The organism is Vibrio sp. bablab_jr001 (genome assembly GCF_016464285.1).
In the GTDB taxonomy this organism is placed as follows: Bacteria; Pseudomonadota; Gammaproteobacteria; order Enterobacterales; family Vibrionaceae; genus Vibrio; species Vibrio fluvialis.
The window spans coordinates 202,112-224,687 of record NZ_JACDWZ010000092.1 but is presented as its reverse complement, the minus strand read 5'-3'; the positions used below and the strand labels follow the sequence as shown (position 1 = coordinate 224,687).

General features: G+C 47.3%; 23 protein-coding genes. 16 read left to right on the top strand and 7 right to left on the bottom strand.

The genetic code is table 11. From position 1 onward, the window contains the following. The first annotated feature begins 146 nt into the window (after positions 1 to 146). Positions 147 to 2,264: a methyl-accepting chemotaxis protein gene (locus JIG40_RS14760; RefSeq protein WP_047456885.1), complete on the top strand. Its 2,118-nt coding sequence runs from the start codon at positions 147 to 149 to the stop codon at positions 2,262 to 2,264. 16 nt (positions 2,265 to 2,280) lie between these two features. Here JIG40_RS14760 and rsmS read toward each other — a convergent pair whose 3' ends face one another. The 3 genes from rsmS to dinG are packed head-to-tail and all read right to left on the bottom strand — an operon-like array spanning position 2,281 to position 5,110. Further along, entirely contained in the window at positions 2,281 to 2,448 is a 168-nt protein-coding gene (gene rsmS, locus JIG40_RS14755) for a pleiotropic regulatory protein RsmS (protein WP_044367860.1), read from the bottom strand. Beyond that, positions 2,449 to 2,997: a primosomal replication protein gene (locus JIG40_RS14750; RefSeq protein WP_020430066.1), complete on the bottom strand. Its 549-nt coding sequence runs from the start codon at positions 2,995 to 2,997 to the stop codon at positions 2,449 to 2,451. It lies immediately after the preceding gene. Positions 2,998 to 3,034: 37 nt separating this feature from the next. Further along, a complete protein-coding gene (dinG, locus tag JIG40_RS14745) occupies positions 3,035 to 5,110 on the bottom strand; it encodes an ATP-dependent DNA helicase DinG (protein WP_199465581.1) in 2,076 nt (691 codons plus the stop codon). A 512-nt stretch (positions 5,111 to 5,622) separates the two neighbouring features. On the opposite strand from dinG, the gene JIG40_RS14740 reads away from it, so the two are divergent. Next, entirely contained in the window at positions 5,623 to 6,627 is a 1,005-nt protein-coding gene (locus tag JIG40_RS14740; RefSeq protein ID WP_199465731.1) for a porin, read from the top strand. 167 nt (positions 6,628 to 6,794) lie between these two features. Continuing rightward, the gene (locus JIG40_RS14735; protein ID WP_199465580.1) at positions 6,795 to 7,451 is read left to right on the top strand and encodes a DUF2057 family protein; all 657 of its coding nucleotides are present in this window, start codon (positions 6,795 to 6,797) and stop codon (positions 7,449 to 7,451) included. A gap of 145 nt (positions 7,452 to 7,596) precedes the next feature. Here the strand turns inward: JIG40_RS14735 and JIG40_RS14730 are convergent, their stop codons facing one another. The 4 genes from JIG40_RS14730 to JIG40_RS14715 all read right to left on the bottom strand — a co-directional run bounded on the left by JIG40_RS14730 (position 7,597) and on the right by JIG40_RS14715 (position 10,738). After that, positions 7,597 to 8,073 (bottom strand): YchJ family metal-binding protein, encoded by a 477-nt coding sequence (locus JIG40_RS14730; RefSeq protein ID WP_199465579.1) that lies wholly within the window; start codon positions 8,071 to 8,073, stop codon positions 7,597 to 7,599. 81 nt (positions 8,074 to 8,154) lie between these two features. Further along, positions 8,155 to 9,369 (bottom strand): EAL and HDOD domain-containing protein, encoded by a 1,215-nt coding sequence (locus JIG40_RS14725; protein WP_199465578.1) that lies wholly within the window; start codon positions 9,367 to 9,369, stop codon positions 8,155 to 8,157. Positions 9,370 to 9,467: 98 nt separating this feature from the next. Beyond that, positions 9,468 to 10,199: a UDP-2,3-diacylglucosamine diphosphatase gene (gene lpxH / locus JIG40_RS14720; RefSeq protein ID WP_024374805.1), complete on the bottom strand. Its 732-nt coding sequence runs from the start codon at positions 10,197 to 10,199 to the stop codon at positions 9,468 to 9,470. Between the two features lie 44 nt (positions 10,200 to 10,243). Continuing rightward, positions 10,244 to 10,738: a peptidylprolyl isomerase gene (locus JIG40_RS14715; RefSeq protein ID WP_020327756.1), complete on the bottom strand. Its 495-nt coding sequence runs from the start codon at positions 10,736 to 10,738 to the stop codon at positions 10,244 to 10,246. Between the two features lie 146 nt (positions 10,739 to 10,884). Here JIG40_RS14715 and cysS point away from each other — a divergent pair, with 146 nt between their 5' ends. From cysS to tolB, 13 genes are all read left to right on the top strand, one after another. Beyond that, complete coding sequence (gene cysS / locus JIG40_RS14710) at positions 10,885 to 12,267, top strand: cysteine--tRNA ligase (RefSeq protein WP_024374576.1); 1,383 nt, start codon at positions 10,885 to 10,887, stop codon at positions 12,265 to 12,267. 105 nt (positions 12,268 to 12,372) lie between these two features. Continuing rightward, complete coding sequence (ruvC, locus tag JIG40_RS14705) at positions 12,373 to 12,894, top strand: crossover junction endodeoxyribonuclease RuvC (protein ID WP_024374575.1); 522 nt, start codon at positions 12,373 to 12,375, stop codon at positions 12,892 to 12,894. Between the two features lie 114 nt (positions 12,895 to 13,008). Continuing rightward, positions 13,009 to 13,626 (top strand): Holliday junction branch migration protein RuvA, encoded by a 618-nt coding sequence (gene ruvA / locus JIG40_RS14700; RefSeq protein WP_199465577.1) that lies wholly within the window; start codon positions 13,009 to 13,011, stop codon positions 13,624 to 13,626. A 142-nt stretch (positions 13,627 to 13,768) separates the two neighbouring features. After that, a complete protein-coding gene (gene ruvB / locus JIG40_RS14695; protein ID WP_020327752.1) occupies positions 13,769 to 14,773 on the top strand; it encodes a Holliday junction branch migration DNA helicase RuvB in 1,005 nt (334 codons plus the stop codon). Between the two features lie 460 nt (positions 14,774 to 15,233). After that, positions 15,234 to 16,820, top strand: a complete 1,587-nt coding sequence (gene cydA, locus JIG40_RS14690; RefSeq protein WP_020327751.1) for a cytochrome ubiquinol oxidase subunit I — start codon at positions 15,234 to 15,236, stop codon at positions 16,818 to 16,820. 17 nt (positions 16,821 to 16,837) lie between these two features. After that, positions 16,838 to 17,974, top strand: a complete 1,137-nt coding sequence (cydB, locus tag JIG40_RS14685) for a cytochrome d ubiquinol oxidase subunit II (protein ID WP_020327750.1) — start codon at positions 16,838 to 16,840, stop codon at positions 17,972 to 17,974. 12 nt (positions 17,975 to 17,986) lie between these two features. Then, complete coding sequence (cydX, locus tag JIG40_RS14680) at positions 17,987 to 18,094, top strand: cytochrome bd-I oxidase subunit CydX (RefSeq protein WP_000270284.1); 108 nt, start codon at positions 17,987 to 17,989, stop codon at positions 18,092 to 18,094. After that, entirely contained in the window at positions 18,087 to 18,392 is a 306-nt protein-coding gene (gene ybgE / locus JIG40_RS14675) for a cyd operon protein YbgE (RefSeq protein WP_038127007.1), read from the top strand. Before cydX ends, ybgE begins: the two co-directional genes overlap by 8 nt. Before the next feature lie 173 nt (positions 18,393 to 18,565). Continuing rightward, entirely contained in the window at positions 18,566 to 18,973 is a 408-nt protein-coding gene (ybgC, locus tag JIG40_RS14670) for a tol-pal system-associated acyl-CoA thioesterase (protein ID WP_020327748.1), read from the top strand. After that, entirely contained in the window at positions 18,963 to 19,646 is a 684-nt protein-coding gene (gene tolQ, locus JIG40_RS14665; RefSeq protein ID WP_020327747.1) for a protein TolQ, read from the top strand. Before ybgC ends, tolQ begins: the two co-directional genes overlap by 11 nt. Positions 19,647 to 19,649: 3 nt before the next feature. Further along, complete coding sequence (gene tolR / locus JIG40_RS14660; RefSeq protein WP_020430087.1) at positions 19,650 to 20,093, top strand: protein TolR; 444 nt, start codon at positions 19,650 to 19,652, stop codon at positions 20,091 to 20,093. 14 nt (positions 20,094 to 20,107) lie between these two features. Next, positions 20,108 to 21,181 (top strand): cell envelope integrity protein TolA, encoded by a 1,074-nt coding sequence (gene tolA, locus JIG40_RS14655; RefSeq protein ID WP_020327745.1) that lies wholly within the window; start codon positions 20,108 to 20,110, stop codon positions 21,179 to 21,181. A 13-nt stretch (positions 21,182 to 21,194) separates the two neighbouring features. Next, complete coding sequence (tolB, locus tag JIG40_RS14650; protein WP_024374572.1) at positions 21,195 to 22,547, top strand: Tol-Pal system beta propeller repeat protein TolB; 1,353 nt, start codon at positions 21,195 to 21,197, stop codon at positions 22,545 to 22,547. Positions 22,548 to 22,576 lie beyond the last annotated feature (29 nt).

The following is a 22,576-nucleotide window of genomic DNA, read 5'->3' as shown; positions in this document are numbered from 1 at the left end:
AAGACGAAAAAACTCTGCAATACTGTCTTAGTCAGAAAGTTGTAAAATCGATGTAAACTTTCGGTTGATAAATCGATAGATTGTGGTCTAATTTCAGGCTTCCTTGTTCATTTAAAGGGCAAATGGCGCAAGCATAAGGATGTTGTATGCGAACACTATCAGTTCAGTGGAAAATTACGCTAATGGCAGGTATCTGTCTGCTCGTAACGTCACTTTCTCTTATTGGCTTCTCGGTTTATAACGCAGTCAATAATCAAAAAATTATCAAACAGCAGAGCGCAGATTCGGTAATCAGCAAGTCTCAGCAACTGCTGCAAACTCGTGCTCAATTAAACGCAACCGAAATCGCCGAGTTTCTCAATGAAGCCACCTACCGTGCCGAAATGCTGGCCTCCAATGCGCTGTTTCTGAAAACTAACGCCGAAGAGAACTTTGGCGCGAGCGAAGAGCTTCGTACTTCTTTAGATGAGATGGTCCGAAAGTCTGTACTTAATTTTCCGACCATCGATGGCGCTTACTTGGTTTTTAAGCCAAACATGCTGGATAACGAGGATGGCAACTACATCAATGCCGATTATGTTGGCTCGAATGACTCCGGACGTTTTGCACCGTACTGGATGACGACGCCCAATGGCGAGAATGTCATTGCCAATGTGTTGAGCGAAAAGGCGTTAGCCGCATCAGAAGATGGAGAACGTTTCTCTTGTCCGCTTACCAGCGGGGATACCTGTGTATCGACTCCTCGCTTAATCGAACAGGAAAATGGCGGCGTTTTGGCGGCATCCATCTCTGTTCCGATTAAAATTGATGATGCGCCAGTCGGCTTCTACGGCATCGATTTAAAACTGAATCCGCTACTGAAAATCGCTCAGGATTCTGACCGCAGCTTGTTTGGCGGAAGCGGTAAAGTTTTTATCATCAGTCTGGATGGTACGCTAATCGCCAGCGATGACACGTCATTGCCTATTGGTCAGAAATTCTCGGGCTCGACACTCAGTGGTGAGCAAGTGACTGACTTATTGTTCGGCGATGCAGTAAAAACTCAATGGACACAAGATGGCCGCTGGCTAACGGTGTTTGCACCAATTCATGTCGCTAACCAAACCTGGGGCGTCATTTTTGAAATGCCGCGCAGCAGTGTGCTTGCCGATGCGAATGAGTTGGATCAAGTGATCTCAAGCCAAGTGGCCAGTGGCGTCAAAACAGAGTTGGCGGCAGGTGCCGTGTTCGTTGTGTTGGGGTTATTGATTATTGCGCTGACAGCTTCCCGAATCGTTAAACCGATCCGGGCTGTGGTTGTGCGCCTGAAAGACATTGCGTCCGGAGAAGGGGACTTAACACAACGTCTTACGGTCTCATCTCAAGATGAGGTCGGCCAGTTGGCGCTGGGGTTCAACCAGTTCTTAGATAAATTGCAGGCGATCATTCGCCAGGTCGTTGATGCCACTCACTCGGTCGCTGCAACCTCAGAGCAATCTAAAGTCGCCGCTGCGCAAACGCGCTTGAGCAGCGAGTCGCAGTTCAAAGAAGTCGATTTGGTTGCGACAGCGTCTGAGGAAATGACGCAAACGGCGAGCTTGGTGGTTCACAACGCAGAAAACGCGGTGAAAGCAGCAGAGCAGGCTAATCATTCAGCTCAGCTCGGCCAGAACGTCATTGAAGCATCAGAAGCAGAAATGCGTAAACTGGTACAGAAAATGAGTGAAGCCGTTCCTGTGGTAGAAGAACTGGCGCAGAACAATGCCAATATCACGGAAATACTGGAAGTCATCGAAGGGATCTCGGAGCAGACTAACTTACTGGCTCTTAACGCAGCGATAGAAGCTGCCCGCGCCGGTGAGCAAGGTCGCGGTTTTGCGGTGGTGGCGGATGAGGTCAGAAATCTTGCCAGTCGCACGCAGGATTCGGTGGGTGAAATTCGTTTGGTGATAGAGAAAGTGCAAAAAGGAACTCGTGATGTGGTGGCGGCCATTCAGGATGGCAACCAATTGGCTAATGGCACCGCACACCAAGTTCAGAATGCGGTCACAGAATTGAGTCAGGTATTTGAAGCGATCGCTTCCATCAACGATATGAACTCGCAAATTGTGAAAGCCGCTGAAGAGCAGCAGACGGTTTCTGCGGAGGTTAACCAGAGCGTGGCTAACATCCGCGATCTTAGCGCACAAATTCTCGAGCAAGCAGGCGAGTCGGAGACGGTCGGAGCTCAAATCAGTGAATTGAGCCAAAGGCAGCAACAACTGGTTTCTCAGTTTAAGGTATGAAGATAGAAAAGAGCGCTCAGGCGCTCTTTTCTTTTAGCTTGTTCAAAAGGTCACCTTTGACGATTTCCAGCGCGGCTAATGCGACATGAGGATCCACCTCATTGCTTTCGAGCAGATAAATCAGATCGACCGCGAGTTTGATCTCGTCTGGTGCATCGTTTAAAGGAACAGATGACTGACTCATTTATTGGTGTTTCTCTCTGTAGGTTATTTGTTTCTCGATTTTCGCTTTGGCTTCCTGACAGCGCTTGAGACGCTGCTCGACGGCAAGTAACGCTTGTTGAGCTGCTTGCTTCTGAAATACCGAGGCCTGCTCTAACGCATATTGTTTGTCGCGCACCATTTCCATGAGGCGCCGTTCCCAATCCTGATGCTGCGCTAAGTCCTGATACAGGTCGCTGATCGGTTTACGATAGTAGCTGCTGTGCTTGGGTTCACTTTTGCGTATGGATTGTGTCGAGAGTTCACGCTGAATCGCCGCAACCTGTGCCAGTAGTCGCTCTGTTAAGTACTCGGCCCGTTGCGAAGTGAGCTTGCCAGCTTGCTGTTCTCGGAGAATCGCACTCAGGGTGCTTTCGGCCTCTTGAACGCAAGGAGTCAGCAGTTTGCCATGGCAATGAAACAGCACGGCATCAAAAAGTGGATGATGATGTTCGCCGCGGACGCGGTCTATCTGCGCTGCACTGCGTTTCAAATCATCCAACAGAGTCGTCAATCTTGCAAAATCACTCATAATCTCACCGCTGGGTAGGCTTAGCTTGTCTTAAACATCAATACTCAATCGTCCTTTTGAACGGTGGTAGCGAATCAAGCAGCGCTTTACCGTAACGTTTTGAGACTACACGTCGATCAAGGATCACGACTCTACCACAATCTCGTTCCTTTCTCAGTAGACGGCCCGCAGACTGAATCAGTTTCTTGCTCGCTTCAGGTACCGTAATTTGCAAAAAAGGATTGCCACCACGATGCTGGATATATTCTGCATGCGCTTGCTCCACCGGGGAAGTGGGGACCGCAAACGGTATTTTGGTGATGATGAGGTTTTCCAGCAGCTCACCCGGTAGGTCCAAACCCTCAGAAAAGCTGCCAGTACCGAATAACACACTCGTTTTCCCACACTGAACAAGCGTTTTATGTTTATTTAGAATTTCTTTTCTGGATTTTTCACCTTGAACCTGCAGTGCCCAACCTTTTTTTATAAAAAGTTTAGCCACTTTTTCAGCGACTTCCTTCATTTGCCAGTAGGAAGCAAACAAAACCAGATTCGCCTTACCGTCCTGAATGTATTCTTCGACCTTATTCGCAAGATGATCTGTGTATTCTGGTGCTTGAGGCTCGTATTGCATTTTAGGGATCAGCAACTCTGCTTGATTTTGATAATCAAATGGTGACGCGAGCGCAAGGAATTGGACACCGTCTTCCGCTTTTTCGCTGATGCCTGCCTGACGACAGAAAAAATTAAATGAGTTAAGGGCTCGCATGGTTGCTGAGACCAATATTGCGCCGACACAGCGACTCCAAATTTGTTGGTCAAGTTGCCAACCAATCTCCAATGGAGAGACGTTAACTACGTAGTCGCCTTCGCGTTCTGGGCTGATTTCCAGCCAACGAGCAAGTGGCGCGCCTTTTTCCCGCTTAGGTTCAGCCATCAGGTGCCACACCTGAGCCAGATTTTCCAGTCGCTGAATGAAGAAGCCCAGTTCGGCAAGTGCTGGCTCAGCGAGACGAGGCGCTAACTCACCATCTTTAACCCTCTCAGCAATCAGATCAGCAATCTTTGCAACGGCCTGATTAGCCTTTTGGCTTTGACGTTTGAGATCTTTGGCTTCTTCCTCTAGCCAGCTTGGTAAATCGCCATGCTCAAAACGATAGCGCTTGTCTTCAAAAGCACTGGCTTCAAAGTGCTTTGGCATTTGATTTAAAGCCGGAATCAATGCCTGGAGTGCGTCTTGTGCTTCATTTCTAAAGCGCGATACACGTTTTTCATCCGCAAGGTTTGCCAGTTTTGAGAGCGACTGATTGAGTTTTTCCAACCAGGCAGCGGCGCCTTTCATTGTCGCGGCGGCTGAAGCATGCTCCCGTGCTACATGCGGTAAATGGTGAGCTTCATCAAACACATAAATAGTATTTTCTGGCTCCGGCAAGATAATGCCTCCGCCGAGATCTGCATCAGCCATAACCAGACTGTGATTGGCAATGATCACGTCGGCTTTATCCAGCTCTGAACGGGCTTTTTGGAAAGGACATTGACGATGTGCGGCAAAACTTCCGTTGCAGCTGTGCTTATCGCTCACAATGCTATTCCAAACGGTATCGGATATCGGCTCTGGCCAAGAATCACGATCGCCGTCCCAGTTGCCTTGCGACAACTCGGTATAGAGCAGCTGGAGCTGTTCGATGTCTTTTTCTGCTGGCTTAGATTCAAACATTGCCATCTGACCACCATCGGTGCCAGAGGCTGCCGCCAGTTTCTCGGTACAGCAATAGCGCTGACGCCCTTTAGCCAGAATAAAAGTAAATTTTTGATCGGTGATACGGCGGTAAAGAGGCAGGTCTTTGTGCACCAACTGTTCCTGTAGTGCCACGGTAGCCGTAGAGATGACGATTTTCCTGTTATTAGTCACGGCGACCGGAATCGTGGCCATCAAATAGGAAAGGGATTTACCGATGCCCGTGCCAGCTTCAGCAACAAGCATGCGTGTAGACTTGTGATAACTGCCACAAAGTGTCTTTGCAATTTCCGCAACAAGGTAATTCTGAGCTCGGCGAGGCACAAAATTGTCGAGCTGATTTTGGAGGTTTTGGTAGCTGTTGCGTATCGATTGTTGAATTTTGGTAGTAAGCATAATGTGACCTGCGTATCGGGTCCCGGATGTTAGCACAGTTTGCTAAGCGATACGTAGTTCACGAAATCGTATGCTTTTAGAACAAATCTAGATCTCGTTCACAAAAAAAAACTGAACCTTCATACACTTAAATTAATTTTGATTTATGAAAAATATAAAGCTCCACAAAGGTGATTTTTACTATATTTTATTCTGACATAGCTTTATTTTTTATGTATATAAGAAATAAAAATCTATTATGTTAAAAATTTTAACATTTACCTATTCTTAGTTTTTTGATTAGAACTTCGCCGAAGCATTATGAAATTTATATGTAAAATATTGATTTTGTTTAATTTGTTCTTATTTTAGGAATATTTTTTTTCACATTTGACACGCAGCATAATCTTTTGCAATCTAAACCTCGAATTTAGTGGGCGATGGCAACCAACCGCAGAGTTGGGAAACCATCATCTAAAAAACAAAAGGGAATCGAAACGGACTTCCCAATTAAGAAAAGGCAGTGGATTAATATGAAAAAGACTCTTTTAGCATTGGCAGTTGCAACGATTTCTACTTCTGCGCTTGCAGCCGGCAACATCTACGATGACGGTACTACAGCGTTCAACGTGAAAGGTGAAATCGATACTTACGTAAGTGCAGCTGACACTAAAACAACAACTAGTGGTGTAGCAACTAAAAACAGTACTGATGCTGACATCGACCTATGGGCAAAAATCCAGATCGATGCAACACATAAGCTGAACGATAGCGTAACTGCATTCGGTTCTTTCGAAATCGAAAACGGCAACGGTTTCGACGGTTGGAAAAGCCAATTGACGTCGTCAGACGATAACGCTATGAAGACTGATGACCTTTACTTCGGTTTCAACTTCGGTGAAAACTTTGGTATCGCTGCAGGTGAAATTGGTGACTTCGGTGACTCTCTAGACGCAATCACAATCGACAACACTAACGAAGGCCTAGGTTACATGGATGACTTCGTTAACTCTATTGAGTCTGCTGGCCATGCTGTGTCAATGAAGTACACAACTGGTGGTCTTAAATTAATTGCTGATTCTTACCTATCTTCTGATGAAGATAAAGATGTAGCATACGGTGTGTCTGCTCAGTACGCATTTAACGAAATGTTCACTGTAGGCGCGTCTTACCAAGATCAAGGCAATCGTGGCCTTGGCGACGATCATAAAATCATGGGTGTGGCAGCACGTATGCACGTCGCTGGCTTCGGTGCAGCAGTGAACTACGTTTCAGAAGACATTGATGGCGCTTCAGATCTAGAAACAGTTTCTGCTGCTCTAGACTACCAAATCGAAAAAGCACGTCTTTACACTTCATTTGGTTTCACTGACGGTGACAACGACAAAGAAATCACTTACTACACTGTAGGTGCAGACTACGCAGTTTCTGGTAACATCCTAGCGTTCGTTGAATACACTGATGCTGAAGACAAAACAGACAACGACAACAAAGTTGAAGGTGACGGTGTTGTAGCAGGTATCTACTACACATTCTAATAACTTGGTATCAAGTTAAATGTAATCCAAAGGTCGCATTTATGCGGCCTTTTTGATTACATAGGGAAGCTGTAAGCGTTATACCCAACTGAGCTTCAATTGTATGATGATATCAAAGCATTGAGATTATTTGGGTATAAAACTTAATGATAAAAAAGGGTTAAATCATGAAACGTACAATTTGGACTTCGATTTTAATGGCGCTATCTGCGCTGAGTTTGAGTTCCGCTTATGCGAATGTCGATGCGGTGACCACGAAACTGGATGTAGACCAAGGAGTCGAGGTTCTATTTATTAATAGCCAAGATGCAAAGCAGATGAATAAACCATTTACGCTTGCGGCGGGGGCGAATCAAATTGTATTGCGTATGAATACAATGTTAGGCCGAGGAGAAAAGCGTGGTAACTTCACTTCAGCGCCTTACATTCTTACCTTGGATGTTAATGGTGGCGAACTGGACATTGATGGTCCACAACTGAATAATGTATTACAAGCTAAAAAAGTTTTTGAGGACGATAAGATTGATTGGAATGTTATTCTCAATGGCATCAATATCGACTACGAGCAAGTTAAAATGGTGGGGAAAAAGGGTACTTTCCCTTATTCAAACCTTGACGAGCAACTTGCTATTTATAACGCAGCCAACGGTATTACTTTTGCGGGCAGTGCCATCGTCGATACGAGTCGTGTAAACGGTACGCAGCAGGCAACGAAGTCTGCTGGCCAGGATAGCCTAGAAATGCAAAGAGCAAAAATGCTGTATTTGAAATTGTCTCCAAACGAGCGTAAAGACTTTCGTAAGTGGTTGGTTGACCTGCAGTAATCGCACTGGTGGCGTTTTTTCCCCAAAATATTTATATTTACTACTTTACTCTTGTTCCCATGGCCCTCTGTGGGAACAGATATTTGGTATCGCTGGTGCTATAAATATGCGTTCCCATGCTAGAGCATGGGAACGAAGTGATTGCCTACTGAAATTGCCCACAACACTTTTTGGATTTTTTGCCGCTGCCGCATGGGCAAGGATCATTTCTTCCTACTTTGCGGGAAACACTTTGTTGCGGAAATTCGCCATCAATGTAGTACCACAAACCATTTTCACGTAAAAAACGTGAACGCTCTTCCAAGCAAAATTCTTGATGTTGGTCCAATAGATACGCTTTGAAATGCACATAGCCTTCATCGTCATGGGCACCAGATGCAGTACTGACCACTTCAAGTCTTTGCCATTCGCTTTGCACCGATTCTGCAATCGCTTCGCGTTCAGATTCGGCGTTGCATGATGGGTGGTAAGTATTGATGACAAAATCCACCAATCCGAGCACATGAGCACAATAGCGTGAACGCATCAGCTGTTCCGGAGTGTGGGCTTGTTTATGATCCTGATGAATAGGTTGGCAGCAGTCGGTATAGGTCTTACCGCTACCACAATAACACGCAGTCATGGGTTGCTCTCTGAAACTTGATTGAAACGCGCACAGTCTATGAGCTTAGCCGCAGAGTGTCGAGCACGAGAACGGAATTACTTAACTATTGAGATTCAGTAAATCTGCGGTCCAGCTAACAGCTTCATCGTAGCAACTACTGAGGACTTCATCACTGATAGCCAGTTTTGTTGCAAAGACAGAGACTTTATCCCATTCCGCCTGCTCATACGCTTTTGTCAGGGCAAGGATATCGCCGAGAGTGCCACTTTCTGCTACCAGAGCTTGCTTTACACTCTCTTCGACGGGCATCTCATTGATGATGGATTCCAGAGACTGATCAAGCAAGCTGTCGAGTAATGAAAACATGCCCGTCAGAAACGCGTTCCCCATATCTCGATTTTCACTCAGGCGCGAGTACACCAGTTCACAGTAGCGCGCGCGTTGAATGGATAAGCCATAGAGATAATCCGGCTTGTCGCTGTGTGTAGAGGCGATCGCGACCAGCGAAACAAACTTACGCAGACGCTCTTCGCCCAGATACACCAAAGCTTGTTTAAAGGACTGAATTTTAGAGCTGACAACGGCAGATGAGTTCACAAATGTCAGGAGTTTGTATGACAAGGTGACGTCTTTCGCGATCAAGGCTTCCAGCTCTTTGTAATCTATTTCGTCTTTGGCAATCTCTTTACACAGTTGAACTACGGTTAAGAACGCAGGCTCCAATGCTTTGCGTTGAATCAGTTCTGGCTTACTAAAGAAATAGCCTTGGAAATAGCGAAAGCCGGCGGCTTTTGCCTGTTCAAACTCTTCATAGGTCTCAACTTTCTCAGCAAGAAAGATGATTTTTGAGCCTTTCAATTTGTTAATGAATAGGCGGGCTTTTTCAATCGGTACGATGCGAATATCAAACTTGATGATAGAAACATAAGGCAGAAATGCTTTCCACTCAGGGCTCGGTACGAAGTCATCCAGCGCAATTTTGTACCCCATGTGTGACATCTTGCGTACAGCTTCTAGCAACTCTCCTGTAGGCTCACAATCTTCCAGAACCTCGACAACCAAACTATTGGTTGGAAATAGCGTCGGAATCATATTTATCAGGCTCTGATACGGGAAATTCACAAACCCCAGATGATTACCAAGCGTGTTGTAATGAGTAGAAAGAAAGTGATCGGACAACAAGCGACTGGTCGCAAGATCCGGGTCGATTTCAGGAAAGGTATTTTTGGGCCCATCTCTGAACAGGAGTTCATAACCGACGGTTTTTCGGTCACTGTCCAGAATGGGTTGTCGTGCAATGTAAGAGTACGTCAAGGCTGAATCTTATCGTTGTTGTATTGTGATTAATATCAATACCAGAGTTCATTGCTTGGCATCATCTCAAAAGATCAGGCCGTTGTTTGCGATTCAAATCATAATTGCGATTCAAAACGACGATTTTCTAATGAATAACCGTTGTTAGAATAGACCAATACTGAGCCTTGGGTATACCAGTCACCCAGAACAATGCGTGTTTTTTGAGAACCATCATTAACCTGATGAATGGCAGGACGATGAGTATGACCGTGAATCATCAGATCTACGCCATATTTATCCATAACATGCGCCACTTCGTCTGGCGTGACATCCATGATTTCCATCGCCTTTTGGCTTTTGTCAGAGCGAATATCGGTTTGAATTTTGGCAACAATTCGTTTTTTAATGAAGTAGGGCAGACGGTTAAAAATCCACTGTAACCAAGGTTGATGGACTTTTTCGCGGAATGCCAGATATCGTACGTCTTCCGTGCAAAGCGTATCGCCGTGCAGAATCACAGCTGAAGTCCCGTATAAATCAACCACGGCTTCTTCATCCAGCAAGGTGACGCCAGTTTCTTTGGCAAAACGGCGGCCAATCAGAAAATCGCGGTTGCCGTGAATAAAGTAGCAAGGCACACCGTTAGACGTCAGGTGTTTAAATTCTTGCTTTATCTGTTCAGCAAATGACGTGGGATCGTCGTCGCCAATCCAGAAATCAAACAGATCACCCAACACATACAGAGCGTCCGCTTTGGTGGCTTCGCTGCGCATAAACTGAGTAAAACAGTGAGTGATGTCGGGGCGATTGGGAGTCAGGTGGAGATCTGAAATAAATAATGTATGCATAAGTTCAGGAACAAGGAGCGCGCCTAGCGCACTCCTTTGATCGATTATTCTTCGATAGTCGTGCCAGTGATCACCACTTCATCCAGCGGTACATCCTGGTGCATGCCGTAAGATCCAGTGCTTACGCCCTTAATCTTGTTCACGATGTCCATGCCTTCGACAACCTCACCGAATACACAGTAGCCCCAACCATCACGGCTTTCTGAACGGAAGTCTAGGAACGTGTTGTTGTTTACGTTGATGAAGAATTGTGAACTTGCTGAATGCGGTTCCATGGTACGAGCCATCGCGATGGTGCCCACTTTGTTGCTCAGGCCATTGTTTGCTTCGTTACGGATCGGTGAACGGGTTGCTTTTTCACGCAGACCAGACGTCATGCCGCCGCCTTGGATCATGAAGCCATCGATAACACGGTGAAACAGAGTGTTGTCGTAAAAACCGTCACGGCAGTACTGCAGAAAGTTTGCGCTGGTTTCTGGCGCTTTTTCTTCGTTCAGCTGAATTTTAATGTCACCAAAATTTGTGTGAAGGGTGATCATGTGCATTACCTTTGCTTTGTTTTGTATGAATACCGAATTTTAGCCTAACTTTTTGTTCATTCAAAACATCAAATGGATGACCTAGCGATAACAGAGTTGTTATACTGTGCCACTATTTTGGTTTTAACGGTAATTAGATAGAGATCATGTTGAAGATTTATAACTCGCTCACAAGACAGAAAGAGGAATTCAAACCCATTACTGCTGGTAAAGTTGGCATGTATGTCTGTGGAGTCACAATATACGATCTCTGTCATATCGGTCACGGCCGCACTTTTGTGTCGTTTGATGTCGTGGCCCGTTACCTGCGCTACCTTGGCTACGATTTGACCTTCGTACGCAACATTACTGATATCGATGACAAAATCATTAAACGTGCGGCGGAGAATCAGGAATCTTGCGAATCTTTGACTGAACGTCTGATTCAAGAGATGTACGCTGATTTTGATGCGCTGAACATCAAACGTCCGGACGTTGAGCCACGCGCAACAGCCTACATTCAGGAAATCATTGATTTGGTTCAGCGCCTGATTGATCGTGGTTTTGCTTATGTTGCAGACAACGGCGACGTGATGTTTGAAGTGAACAAGTTCGACGATTACGGCAAGCTGTCGAAGCAGGACTTGGATCAACTGCAAGCGGGTGCTCGCGTTGATATCGACATGGCGAAACGTAGTCCTCTAGATTTCGTGCTGTGGAAAATGTCCAAGCCCGGTGAGCCGACTTGGGAATCACCTTGGGGACCGGGTCGTCCTGGCTGGCACATTGAATGTTCTGCAATGAATTCTTCGATTCTGGGTAACCATTTTGATATTCATGGTGGCGGTTCAGATCTGCAGTTCCCACACCATGAAAATGAAATCGCTCAGTCTTGCTGCGCGCACGATACGCAGTACGTGAACACGTGGATGCACAGCGGTATGGTGATGGTCGACAAAGAGAAGATGTCGAAGTCTCTGGGTAACTTCTTCACTATTCGCGATGTGTTGAATCACTACGATGCGGAAACCGTGCGTTACTTCCTGATGTCTGGCCATTACCGCAGCCAGTTAAACTACAGTGAAGAGAACCTTAATCAGGCTCGTGCTTCTCTGGAGCGTCTCTACACGGCATTGCGCGGTCTGGATATGACCGTTCCTGCGGCGGGTGGTGAAGAGTATCTCACTCGTTTCACGACGGCGATGAATGACGACTTCAATACGCCAGAAGCTTATTCTGTTCTGTTTGATATGGCGCGTGAAGTGAACCGTCTGAAAACGGAAGACGCCGATAAAGCAAGCTCTCTTGGCGCGTTGATGCGTGAACTGGCAGATGTGATTGGTATCTTGTATCAAGATCCTGAAGCGTTCCTGAAAGGCGACGCCGGCAATGATGATGAAGTCGCAGAAATTGAAGCGCTGATCAAACTGCGTAACGATTCTCGCGCTTCCAAAGATTGGGCAAATGCTGATATGGCTCGCGACAAGCTCAACGAGATGGGTATCGTGCTGGAAGACGGCCCAAGCGGTACGACATGGCGTCGCAAATAACGATTGTGTAAAGTGGGCGGCGTCGCCCACTTTCTTTTTGTACGCCATTTTAGCAAGCACCTGCGTTATCGCTGTCGATAGCGATATCAGAAATTAGGATCATTCATGTCTATTATTCTGGGCATTGACCCGGGCTCTCGTATTACTGGTTACGGCGTTATTCGTCAGCAAGGTCGTCACCTTCAGTATTTGGGGAGTGGTTGTATCCGCACCTCCGAGAAAGAGCTGCCGCTGCGTTTGAAACAAATTTATGCTGGTGTGAGTGAAATCATCACGCAGTTTCAACCGGATGTGTTCGCCATTGAGCAAGTTTTTATGGCGAAAAACGCCGACTCTGCACTCAAACTTGGGCAGGCGAGGGGCAGTGCAATTGTTGCCGCAGTGAATGCCGATCTGCCAGTATTTGAGTACGCGGCGCGTTTGATCAAGCAGGCTGTGGTGGGCACTGGTGGGGCAGATAAAACTCAAGTGCAACACATGGTGCAGCAAATGTTGAAGTTGCCAGCCAAACCGCAGGCCGATGCGGCTGATGCGCTTGGGGTGGCTATCTGTCACGCCAACACTAACAAGACCCTGATCGCGCTCGCTGGTCATGCAACCAGCGCCAGACGCGGCCGCTACCGCTAGATCCAATCTCGGGAGGCGTTGTGCCTCCTGCATTGCCTATCTTTTACTGGCTATCCATCCAGTTATTGATTATCATCTTGGTCATTCTCATCTCATCAAAACCAAGGATTCCCAGTGATTGGACGTCTTCGCGGCACACTGATTGAAAAGCTACCCCCACAAGTTCTGATTGAAGTCGGCGGTATCGGCTATGAAGTACAAATGCCGATGAGCTGTTTTTATGAACTCGCCAATATCGGTGAAGAAGCCATTATCTATACACACTTTGTCGTACGTGAAGATGCGCAGTTGCTTTATGGTTTCAATACCGTGAACGAACGTGCGTTGTTCCGTGAAGTGATTAAAGCCAATGGTGTTGGGCCTAAAATGGGTCTGGCGATCCTTTCAGGTATGACAGCCAGCCAGTTTGTCGCTTGCGTGGAACGAGAAGACATTTCAACCTTGGTAAAATTGCCTGGCGTAGGTAAAAAAACCGCTGAACGTTTAGTTGTGGAAATGAAAGACCGCTTGAAAGGCTGGGGGGCTGGTGATTTATTTACGCCTGCAACCGATGCGGCGCCACTTGACTCGATTGCCGCCATTCAAGATCAGAATGCTGAAGAGGAAGCGGTGAGTGCGTTGTTGGCCTTGGGTTACAAACCCGCTCAAGCATCGAAAGCCGTATCTCAGGTCGCTCAGCCGGATATGAGCAGTGAACAACTGATTCGCGAAGCACTCAAATCTATGGTTTAAACTAAACAGGCGGCTTAAGTTAGCCGTTTGTTTTTTCTCCAACAGAATCATGGCAACGCGTCACAATCCTGAGTATCTCTTTTGGTGTGAATACCCGGGGCAACGACGTTGAAGACCTCTGCAAACGAACAGGAATTGTTGAATGATTGAAGCTGATCGCCTTATTGCTCCGACCAACCCTTCATTTAAAGATGAAGAGGTGATCGATCGTGCGATTCGCCCTAAAAAGCTGGCCGATTACCGAGGTCAGGATCACGTACGTGATCAAATGGAAATCTTTATTCAGGCCGCACAAAAGCGCAGCGAAGCGCTCGACCATTTATTGATTTTCGGTCCACCGGGTTTGGGGAAAACAACGTTGGCTAATATTGTAGCCAACGAGATGGAAGTGAATATTCGTACCACTTCTGGTCCCGTGTTAGAAAAAGCGGGTGATCTGGCTGCGCTGCTGACCAACCTGGAAGAGAACGATGTCCTGTTCATCGACGAAATTCACCGCCTCAGTCCGATGGTTGAGGAAGTGCTCTATCCAGCGATGGAAGACTATCAGTTAGACATCATGATTGGAGAGGGGCCAGCAGCGCGTTCCATTAAAATAGACTTACCTCCGTTTACGTTGATTGGTGCGACAACCCGTGCAGGTTCGCTAACCTCGCCACTGCGTGATCGTTTCGGTATCGTTCAGCGTCTTGAATACTATAAAGTGGCCGATCTTCAACATATCGTGCAGCGCAGTGCTGACTGTCTTGGTCTCTCTATGGATGCTGAAGGTGCGCTGGAAGTGGCGCGCCGAGCCCGAGGTACGCCACGTATTGCCAACCGTCTGCTGCGCCGTGTCCGCGATTATGCGGAAGTCAAAGGCAATGGACACATCTGTGCTGACATCGCGGATAAAGCGCTCAACATGCTCGATGTGGACCATCAGGGATTTGACTACATGGACCGTAAGCTGCTGCTGGCGATTATGGAGAAATTTAGTGGTGGCCCGGTAGGGCTGGATAACCTGGCGGCCGCGATTGGTGAAGAAAAAGATACGATTGAAGATGTATTAGAACCATTCCTTATTCAACAAGGTTATCTGCAACGTACCCCTCGTGGGCGAATTGCCACTGATCGAGCGTATCTGCACTTCGGTTTAGAAAAATAACGTTACAATTAATTTTCCCCTCAAGTAAAAAAGTTGATTTGTGGATCGATATCACACTTTTTGAAATTCCCTTACTGCTTAAGGGTTAGCTAATTTCGATGAATTGTTAACCCTTTGTTCTCGTTTTTCCGTATCTAATTGTGTTTTTTACTTAATGCTAACAAGAAAATTTATCTTTCCTTGATCTGTATCATTTTGTAGTTTTTTTATACAGTTTTGGGAAGCAAAATTTGATGTAAATCAAGGCGGTTTTCTCCCATAAACCTTTTGAAACAACTGGTTTTTGGCAGTAGTATTAGTCCCAGCTATATTAGCTGATGCTTAACAATTAACTAACCACAATGGTACATAATTGCAACAAGTTACTGCGGTAAACTAACAACTTCTCGTTGTTATTAACCTGTCTTTTTTCTGTTGCTTTATGTCGAAAGTGTCATTCAGCCGACACAAAGGAGTTACCATGATTGACGTAGTTGATCTGTCGCGATTGCAGTTCGCAATGACAGCGATGTATCACTTCTTGTTCGTTCCATTGACTCTGGGCATGGCGTTCTTGCTTGCCATCATGGAGTCTCTGTATGTAATGACTGATAAGCAAATCTACAAGGACATGACTAAGTTCTGGGGTAAGCTTTTCGGTATTAACTTTGCTCTTGGTGTGGCAACCGGCCTGACCATGGAGTTCCAGTTCGGTACCAACTGGTCATATTATTCACATTACGTAGGCGACATTTTTGGCGCCCCTCTTGCCATCGAAGCACTTGTGGCCTTCTTTTTGGAATCCACCTTTGTCGGTTTGTTCTTCTTTGGTTGGGACCGACTGTCAAAACGTCAACACTTAGCCGTTACCTGGCTGGTGGCTCTGGGTTCTAACTTCTCTGCTTTGTGGATCCTAATCGCGAACGGCTGGATGCAGAACCCGGTTGGTGCTGACTTCAACTTCGAAACCATGCGTATGGAAATGGTGAGCTTTGCAGAAGTCGTCTTCAACCCGGTTGCTCAGGTTAAATTCGTACACACTGTGGCAGCAGGCTACACAACAGGTGCTATGTTCATCCTAGGCATCAGCGCATACTACCTGTTGAAAGGCCGCGACATTGCGTTTGCACGTCGTTCTTTTGCTATTGCCGCCTCTTTCGGTATGGCAGCAGTACTGTCTGTCATCGTGCTGGGTGATGAATCAGGTTACGAAGTCGGTGAAGTTCAGAAAGTGAAACTGGCCGCTATCGAAGCTGAGTGGCACACTGAGCCAGCACCAGCAGCCTTTACTTTGTTTGGTTTACCTAACCAGGAAACCATGCACACCGATTACGCGATCAAGATCCCTTACCTAATGGGTATCATTGCAACGCGTTCTATCGACACACCCGTCACTGGTTTGCGCGACCTGCGTGAAGAGCACGTTGAACGTATCCGTAACGGTATGTACGCCTATGAGCTGCTGGAAAAACTGCGTTCGGGTGACAAATCTGCTGAGAACGTTGCAGCGTTTGATGAAGTGAAAAGCGATCTGGGTTACGGCCTGTTGCTGAAGCGCTACACCGATAAAGTGACGGATGCGACTGAAGAGCAAATTCAGGCAGCAGCGGACGATTCAATTCCGACTGTATGGCCACTGTTCTGGTCGTTCCGTATCATGGTGGCGTGTGGCTTTGTGATGCTATTCGTATTTGGCGCGGCATTCGTTCAGACTTGTCGTCAGAAGATCGAACAGAAACGCTGGATTCTGAAAGCGGCGTTGTTCAGCATTCCACTTCCATGGATTGCGGTTGAAACCGGTTGGTTTGTTGCTGAGTTTGGTCGCCAACCATGGGCGGTAGGTGAAATCCTGCCAGTCCATACTGCGGCATCCGCGCTAAGCGCAGCTGAAATCTGGACATCACTGTTCGCCATTCTTGCACTGTACACAGCATTCCTGATTGCCGAAGTGTATCTGATGGTTAAATTCGCTCGCAAAGGTCCAAGTAGCCTGAAAACTGGCCGCTATCACTTCGAGCAGAACGGCAACACTGTTGAAGACAGAGTTAGTCGTCAGGTCGAAGCATAAGGCAGGGAGAGAAGATTATGTTTGATTACGAAATCCTACGACTCATTTGGTGGGTACTGATCGGCGTACTGCTGGTAGGCTTCGCCATTACTGACGGTTTCGATATGGGTGTTGGTGCGCTGGTACCTGTGATCGGTAAAAACGACACAGAACGCCGTGTAATGATTAACTCTATTGCTCCACACTGGGACGGTAACCAGGTTTGGCTGATTACTGCAGGCGGCGCACTGTTTGCTGCGTGGCCTATGGTGTACGCAACATCGTTCTCGGGTTTCTATCTGGCGATGATCGTGACGTTGGCTGCTCTATGGCTGCGCCCGATTGGTCTGGATTACCGTTCAAAGATCGAAGATCCGAAATGGCGTAATACTTGGGATATCTGTATCTCCATCAGCGGCTTTGTTCCGCCGATCATCTTCGGTGTGGCGTTTGGTAACCTGCTGCAAGGTGTACCATTCCAGTTGAACGAGTTCGCAATGCCTACTTACCATGGTTCATTCTTTGGTCTGCTTAATCCGTTCGGTCTGCTGTGTGGTCTGGTTAGCCTGTTCATGATCCTGATGCAAGGTGCAACATGGCTACAAATGAAGACGACAGGTCCTGTCCATGTACGTGCTCGCAACATTGCACAATTGACAGGGTTACTGACGGTAATTCTATTCGTGGTGGCAGGTTTCTGGGTTCAGAACATTGATGGCTACGTGATTACCAGTGCAATCGATACGATGGGTCCATCCAACCCACTGAATAAAGAAGTGGCGCGTGAAGCGGGCGCTTGGATGCATAACTTCGAGCAGTACCCACTGTTGTGGGCCGCTCCTGCACTTGGTGTGGTGATGCCTTTGCTGGCGGTTCTGGCTTCTCGTATCGAGAAAGGCGGCATTGCATTCCTGGCTTCAAGCCTAGGTAACGCAGGTGTGATCTTCACTGCTGGCTTTGCCATGTTCCCATTCGTGATGCCATCGAGCCTGATGCCTGATCACAGCTTGACCATGTGGGATGCAACCTCAAGTGAATTGACTCTGAATCTGATGACAGGTGTGGCGTTTGTGATGGTTCCAATCATTCTGGGTTATACCACTTGGTGTTACTACAAAATGTTTGGTCGTCTGGACGACAAGTTCATCGAAGACAACAAAAACTCACTGTACTAAGGAGCTCAGACTATGTGGTATTTTGCATGGATTCTTGGCGTATTGCTCGCCTGTGCATTCGGCATCATCAACGCTCTTTGGTTAGAGCACTCAGAAATGATGGATAAAGATAGTGAGTAATTGGTCTGTTCAGATTGCCAATTTACACGCTCCAGTGGACAAAACCGTATTGAAGGTTTTATCCCTGATACTCGGTTTCTACCACGTTGCGATGGTGATGTGGGATCCTGAGGCTTACAGTGCAAGCATTGGCGGTTTTAACGCCTTAATTGCGCCGCTGCTGATTTGGGCCATTTGCTCAAGTATGGTATTCGGTGTTGGCTTCAGACCGCGTAAGTGGATTTGGCAACTGGTATTCAGCCCTTACATCTCGCTGCCTATTCTGTGTTATCTGCTGGTGGTTCGCCTTATCGGATAACAAAGCAGCATCATTGATGATGATTTATGCGAATTAGCGCTGTCTCTTTGAGTCAGCGCTAATTTTTTGTCAGTAGCCTGCGAATTCTTTCCTCTACCTTGTACTAACAACAACGAGATGCGTTATAGTAACCCACTCATTCAGACACTTATTGAGACGGTTACGCCCCTATTATGCGAGTTTTTAACTGGCCAATTACCATTTACTACGAAGATACCGACGCCGGTGGCGTAGTTTACCATTCCAATTACCTCAAATTTTTCGAACGTGCGCGTACAGAAATGTTGCGTGCTATCGGAGTGTCACAGCAGGTTCTGCTGGAACAAAGAATCGGCTTCGTTGTCCGACATGCTGAGATCGACTTTAAGCAAGGGGCGCGTCTTGACGATCAATTGACAGTCGTGACCTCAATCGCAGAGCTTAAAAAGGCGTCGCTAACCTTCTGTCAAGAGCTCGTCAATCCTGAAGGGCAACTATTGTGTAAAGCAATAGTTAAGGTAGCATGTATCGACAATGAGAAAATGAAACCCAAGGCGATGCCTCAATCAATAATTTTGGAGTTAACCCACAGTGACAGCTGATATTTCAATTCTCGACTTATTTTTGCAAGCCAGCTTCCTCGTTAAGGTGGTGATGCTGATCCTTTTAGGGATGTCGATTGTCTCATGGGCGATGATCATCAAGCGCAGTAAAGTGTTGTCTCAGGCTTCACGCAGCGCAGAAGCATTTGAAGACAAATTCTGGTCTGGTGCCGACCTGTCTGTGCTTTATCAGGATGTGAAGAAACGCAAAGACGAGATTTCCGGCACCGAAGAAATCTTCTATTCAGGCTTTACCGAGTTTGCGCGTCTGCGCAAAACCAACGCAGCTTCTCCTGACTTCGTCATGGAAGGAACGGGGCGCGCCATGCGTGTTGCTGTGGCCCGTGAAGTTGATGAGCTGGAAACTAACCTGCCGTTCTTGGCAACCGTAGGTTCTATCAGCCCTTACATCGGTCTGTTTGGTACCGTTTGGGGGATCATGCACGCCTTTATCGCGCTAGGTCAGGTAAAGCAAGCCACACTGGCCATGGTGGCTCCGGGTATTGCTGAAGCACTCGTGGCAACGGCGATGGGTCTGTTTGCAGCAATTCCAGCGGTAATGGCATACAACCGTCTGAGCAACAAGGTAGGCAAACTAGAACATGGTTACGCCACGTTCTCAGAAGAGTTCCATAGCATTCTGCATCGTCAGGCGATGGCGGGTAGGGAATAAGATATGGCGGGTTATCAACCGAAAAAGCGGAAGATGACGGCCGAGATTAACGTGGTACCTTACATCGATGTCATGTTGGTACTGTTAATCATCTTTATGGTGACGTCGCCTTTTGTAACTCAGGGTGTGGATGTTGAGCTGCCTCAAACGACGACGGCGAAACCCGCATCTGAACTGGCGGGTGACAGCGATTCCAGTTTCATCATCGTAGAAATTGACAAAGAGGGTAACCTCGGTTTGAGTGTGAACGATGAAGAGGTACAGCGCGGCCTGTCGTTGCAGGATGTCATCGTACGTATCAAAGCCGAACTGTCTCTGAAGCCGAATTCCCCAGTTGCAGTAGGCGGTGACCGCGCCACGCCGTACGCGGATGTGGTGCTGGTGTTGGATGAACTGAGCCGAGCAGGTATTCCTAAAGTTGGCTTGTTAACGGATATCAAGGAATAGGCTTAATACTGTTCATGAAAGATCAGAAGTCGAAGAAAAACGATTTTAAAAAGCCTCTTGCCATCTCGGTTGGGTTACACGTGGCATTGGTCGCTGCTCTGTTGTGGGGCACTGATTTCACGATGTCTAAGCCGGAAACGAGCGGACACATGGTTGAAGCCGTAGTCATTGACCCGAATTTGGTCAAACAACAGGCTCAGCAGATCCGTAGTCAGCGTGAAGCTGCTGCCAAGCAAGAGCAAGAAAGGTTAGACAAACTGCGCCGCGAAAGTGAGCAGCTTGAAAAGAACCGTAAAGCAGAAGAAGAGCGCATTCGTCAGTTGAAAGAGCAGCAGGCTAAAGAAGCAAAAGCCGCTCGGGAAGCTGAGAAGGTTCGTCAGCAGAAAGAGCAGGAACAGAAAGTTGCTGCAGAAAAAGCGCGTCAGGAACAGGAACGTGCGGCTAAAGCTGAGGCGGAGCGCAAACTGAAAGAAGAGGCGGCGAAAAAGGCGGAAGCCGAACGTGTCGCCAAAGAGGCCGCTGCTGCGAAAGCTGAACAAGAGCGAGTAGCACGTGAGAAAGCCGCTCAGGAAGCGCAAGAGAAAGCGCGTAAAGAGCGTGAAGCGGCCGCCAAAGCGGAACAGGAACGCATCGCGAAAGAGAAGGCCGCCAAAGCGGCAGCAGAGAAGGCTCGACTGGAAAAAGAACGAGCAGAACGTGCTGAGCGTGAACGTAAAGAGCAGGAAGCCGCACTGAACAATATCTTTGCTGGCCTTGAGACTGAGTCACAAAACAACTCAGTGGCTCGTTCACAGCACGTTACCAGCGAAGCACAACGCTGGGGTGCCATCTACACTCAGTTGATTCAGCAAAACTTATTGTTGGAAGATAGCTTTAAGGGAAAGCAGTGTAGGGTGAATCTGCGCCTTATCCCTACCGGAACAGGCGCGATTGTGGGCGATCTCCGAATTCTCGATGGTGACAGCAGATTGTGCGCAGCAACGAAACGTGCGGTCGCTCAGGTGGGGACTTTTCCACTGCCGAAAAAAGACGAATCCGACGTGATTGAAAAGCTTAAGAACATCAATTTAACCGTAGTACCAGAGTAAAAAGGAAAAGCTTGTGTTAAAGCGATTAATGTTAGGATGCCTGCTTGTAGTTACAAGTAGCATGCAATTTGCCAACGCGGCGCTGGAACTGGTGATTACCGATGGTATCAACTCTGCACGCCCGATTGCGATTGTTCCTTTCAAATGGGAAGGAAAGACCAAGCTGCCGCAAGACGTTTCTGGCGTCATTGCATCAGACTTGCAGCGCAGTGGTAAATTCAGCCCAATTCCAACCAGCAAAATGCCTCAGACACCCTACAGCGAAGCGGATGTAAAATTCGACGCGTGGACTGGTATTGGTGTCGATGCACTGCTGACAGGCAGCATCACACAGAATGCAGAAGGCAACTACGTGATCAACTACCAGTTAGTGGATGTCGTACGTGGGCAACTGACACAAGGCCAGAGCCGTGCACTGAGCTCGGATGGCCAGCTCGTGATGTCAAAAGATCATGTTCTGTTTAACAAAGTTGCGACTGTGCCAGCTAAGCGCATGCGTGAGTATGCGCACCGCATTGCGGATTTGGTTTATGAAGAACTGACGGGAGAGCGCGGTGCTTTCCTGACCCGTATCGCTTACGTGGTGGTCAACGACAAAGATGCTTATCCATATCAGCTGCGAGTGGCTGATTACGACGGCTACAACGAACGTTTGGTATTGCGCTCTAAACAGCCTTTGATGTCTCCTGCCTGGTCGCCAGATGGCAAGAAGCTGGCCTACGTGAGCTTCCAGAACGGTCAGGCTGAAATCTACATCATGAACATTTATACCGGTGAGCGTGAAAAGGTGACGTCATACCCACGTCATAATGGCGCACCAAGATTCTCACCGGATGGCAAAACACTAGCGCTGGTACTCTCAAAAACGGGTAGTCTGCAGGTGTATACGCTGGATCTGACCAGTCGGAAGCTGACGCAAATTACGAGTGGTCGATCAAATAACACAGAACCTTTCTGGAATCCTGATGGTAAATCCCTGATATTTACATCGGATCGGGGTGGTAAACCACAGATATATCAAGTAAATTTGACAGACGGTGCGACCAAACGTCTGACCTGGCAAGGTAGCCAAAACTTAGGTGGTCAAATTACACCGGACGGACGATTCCTGGTTATGGTGAATCGCAGCAACTCTGGCTTTAACTTGGCAAAACAAGATTTGGAAACAGGTTCTGTGCAAATTCTGACGAAGACTTTGCTCGACGAGTCTCCAAGCATTGCACCTAATGGTGGTATGGTCATTTACAGTTCCATCTATAACAAGACAAACGTGTTGTCGATGGTGTCGATAGATGGACGATTTAAAGCTAGATTACCGGCAACTAATGGGCGCGTTAGAGCACCTGCTTGGTCTCCGTTTTTATAGCAACTAACTATTACATAGTAAGGAAAATA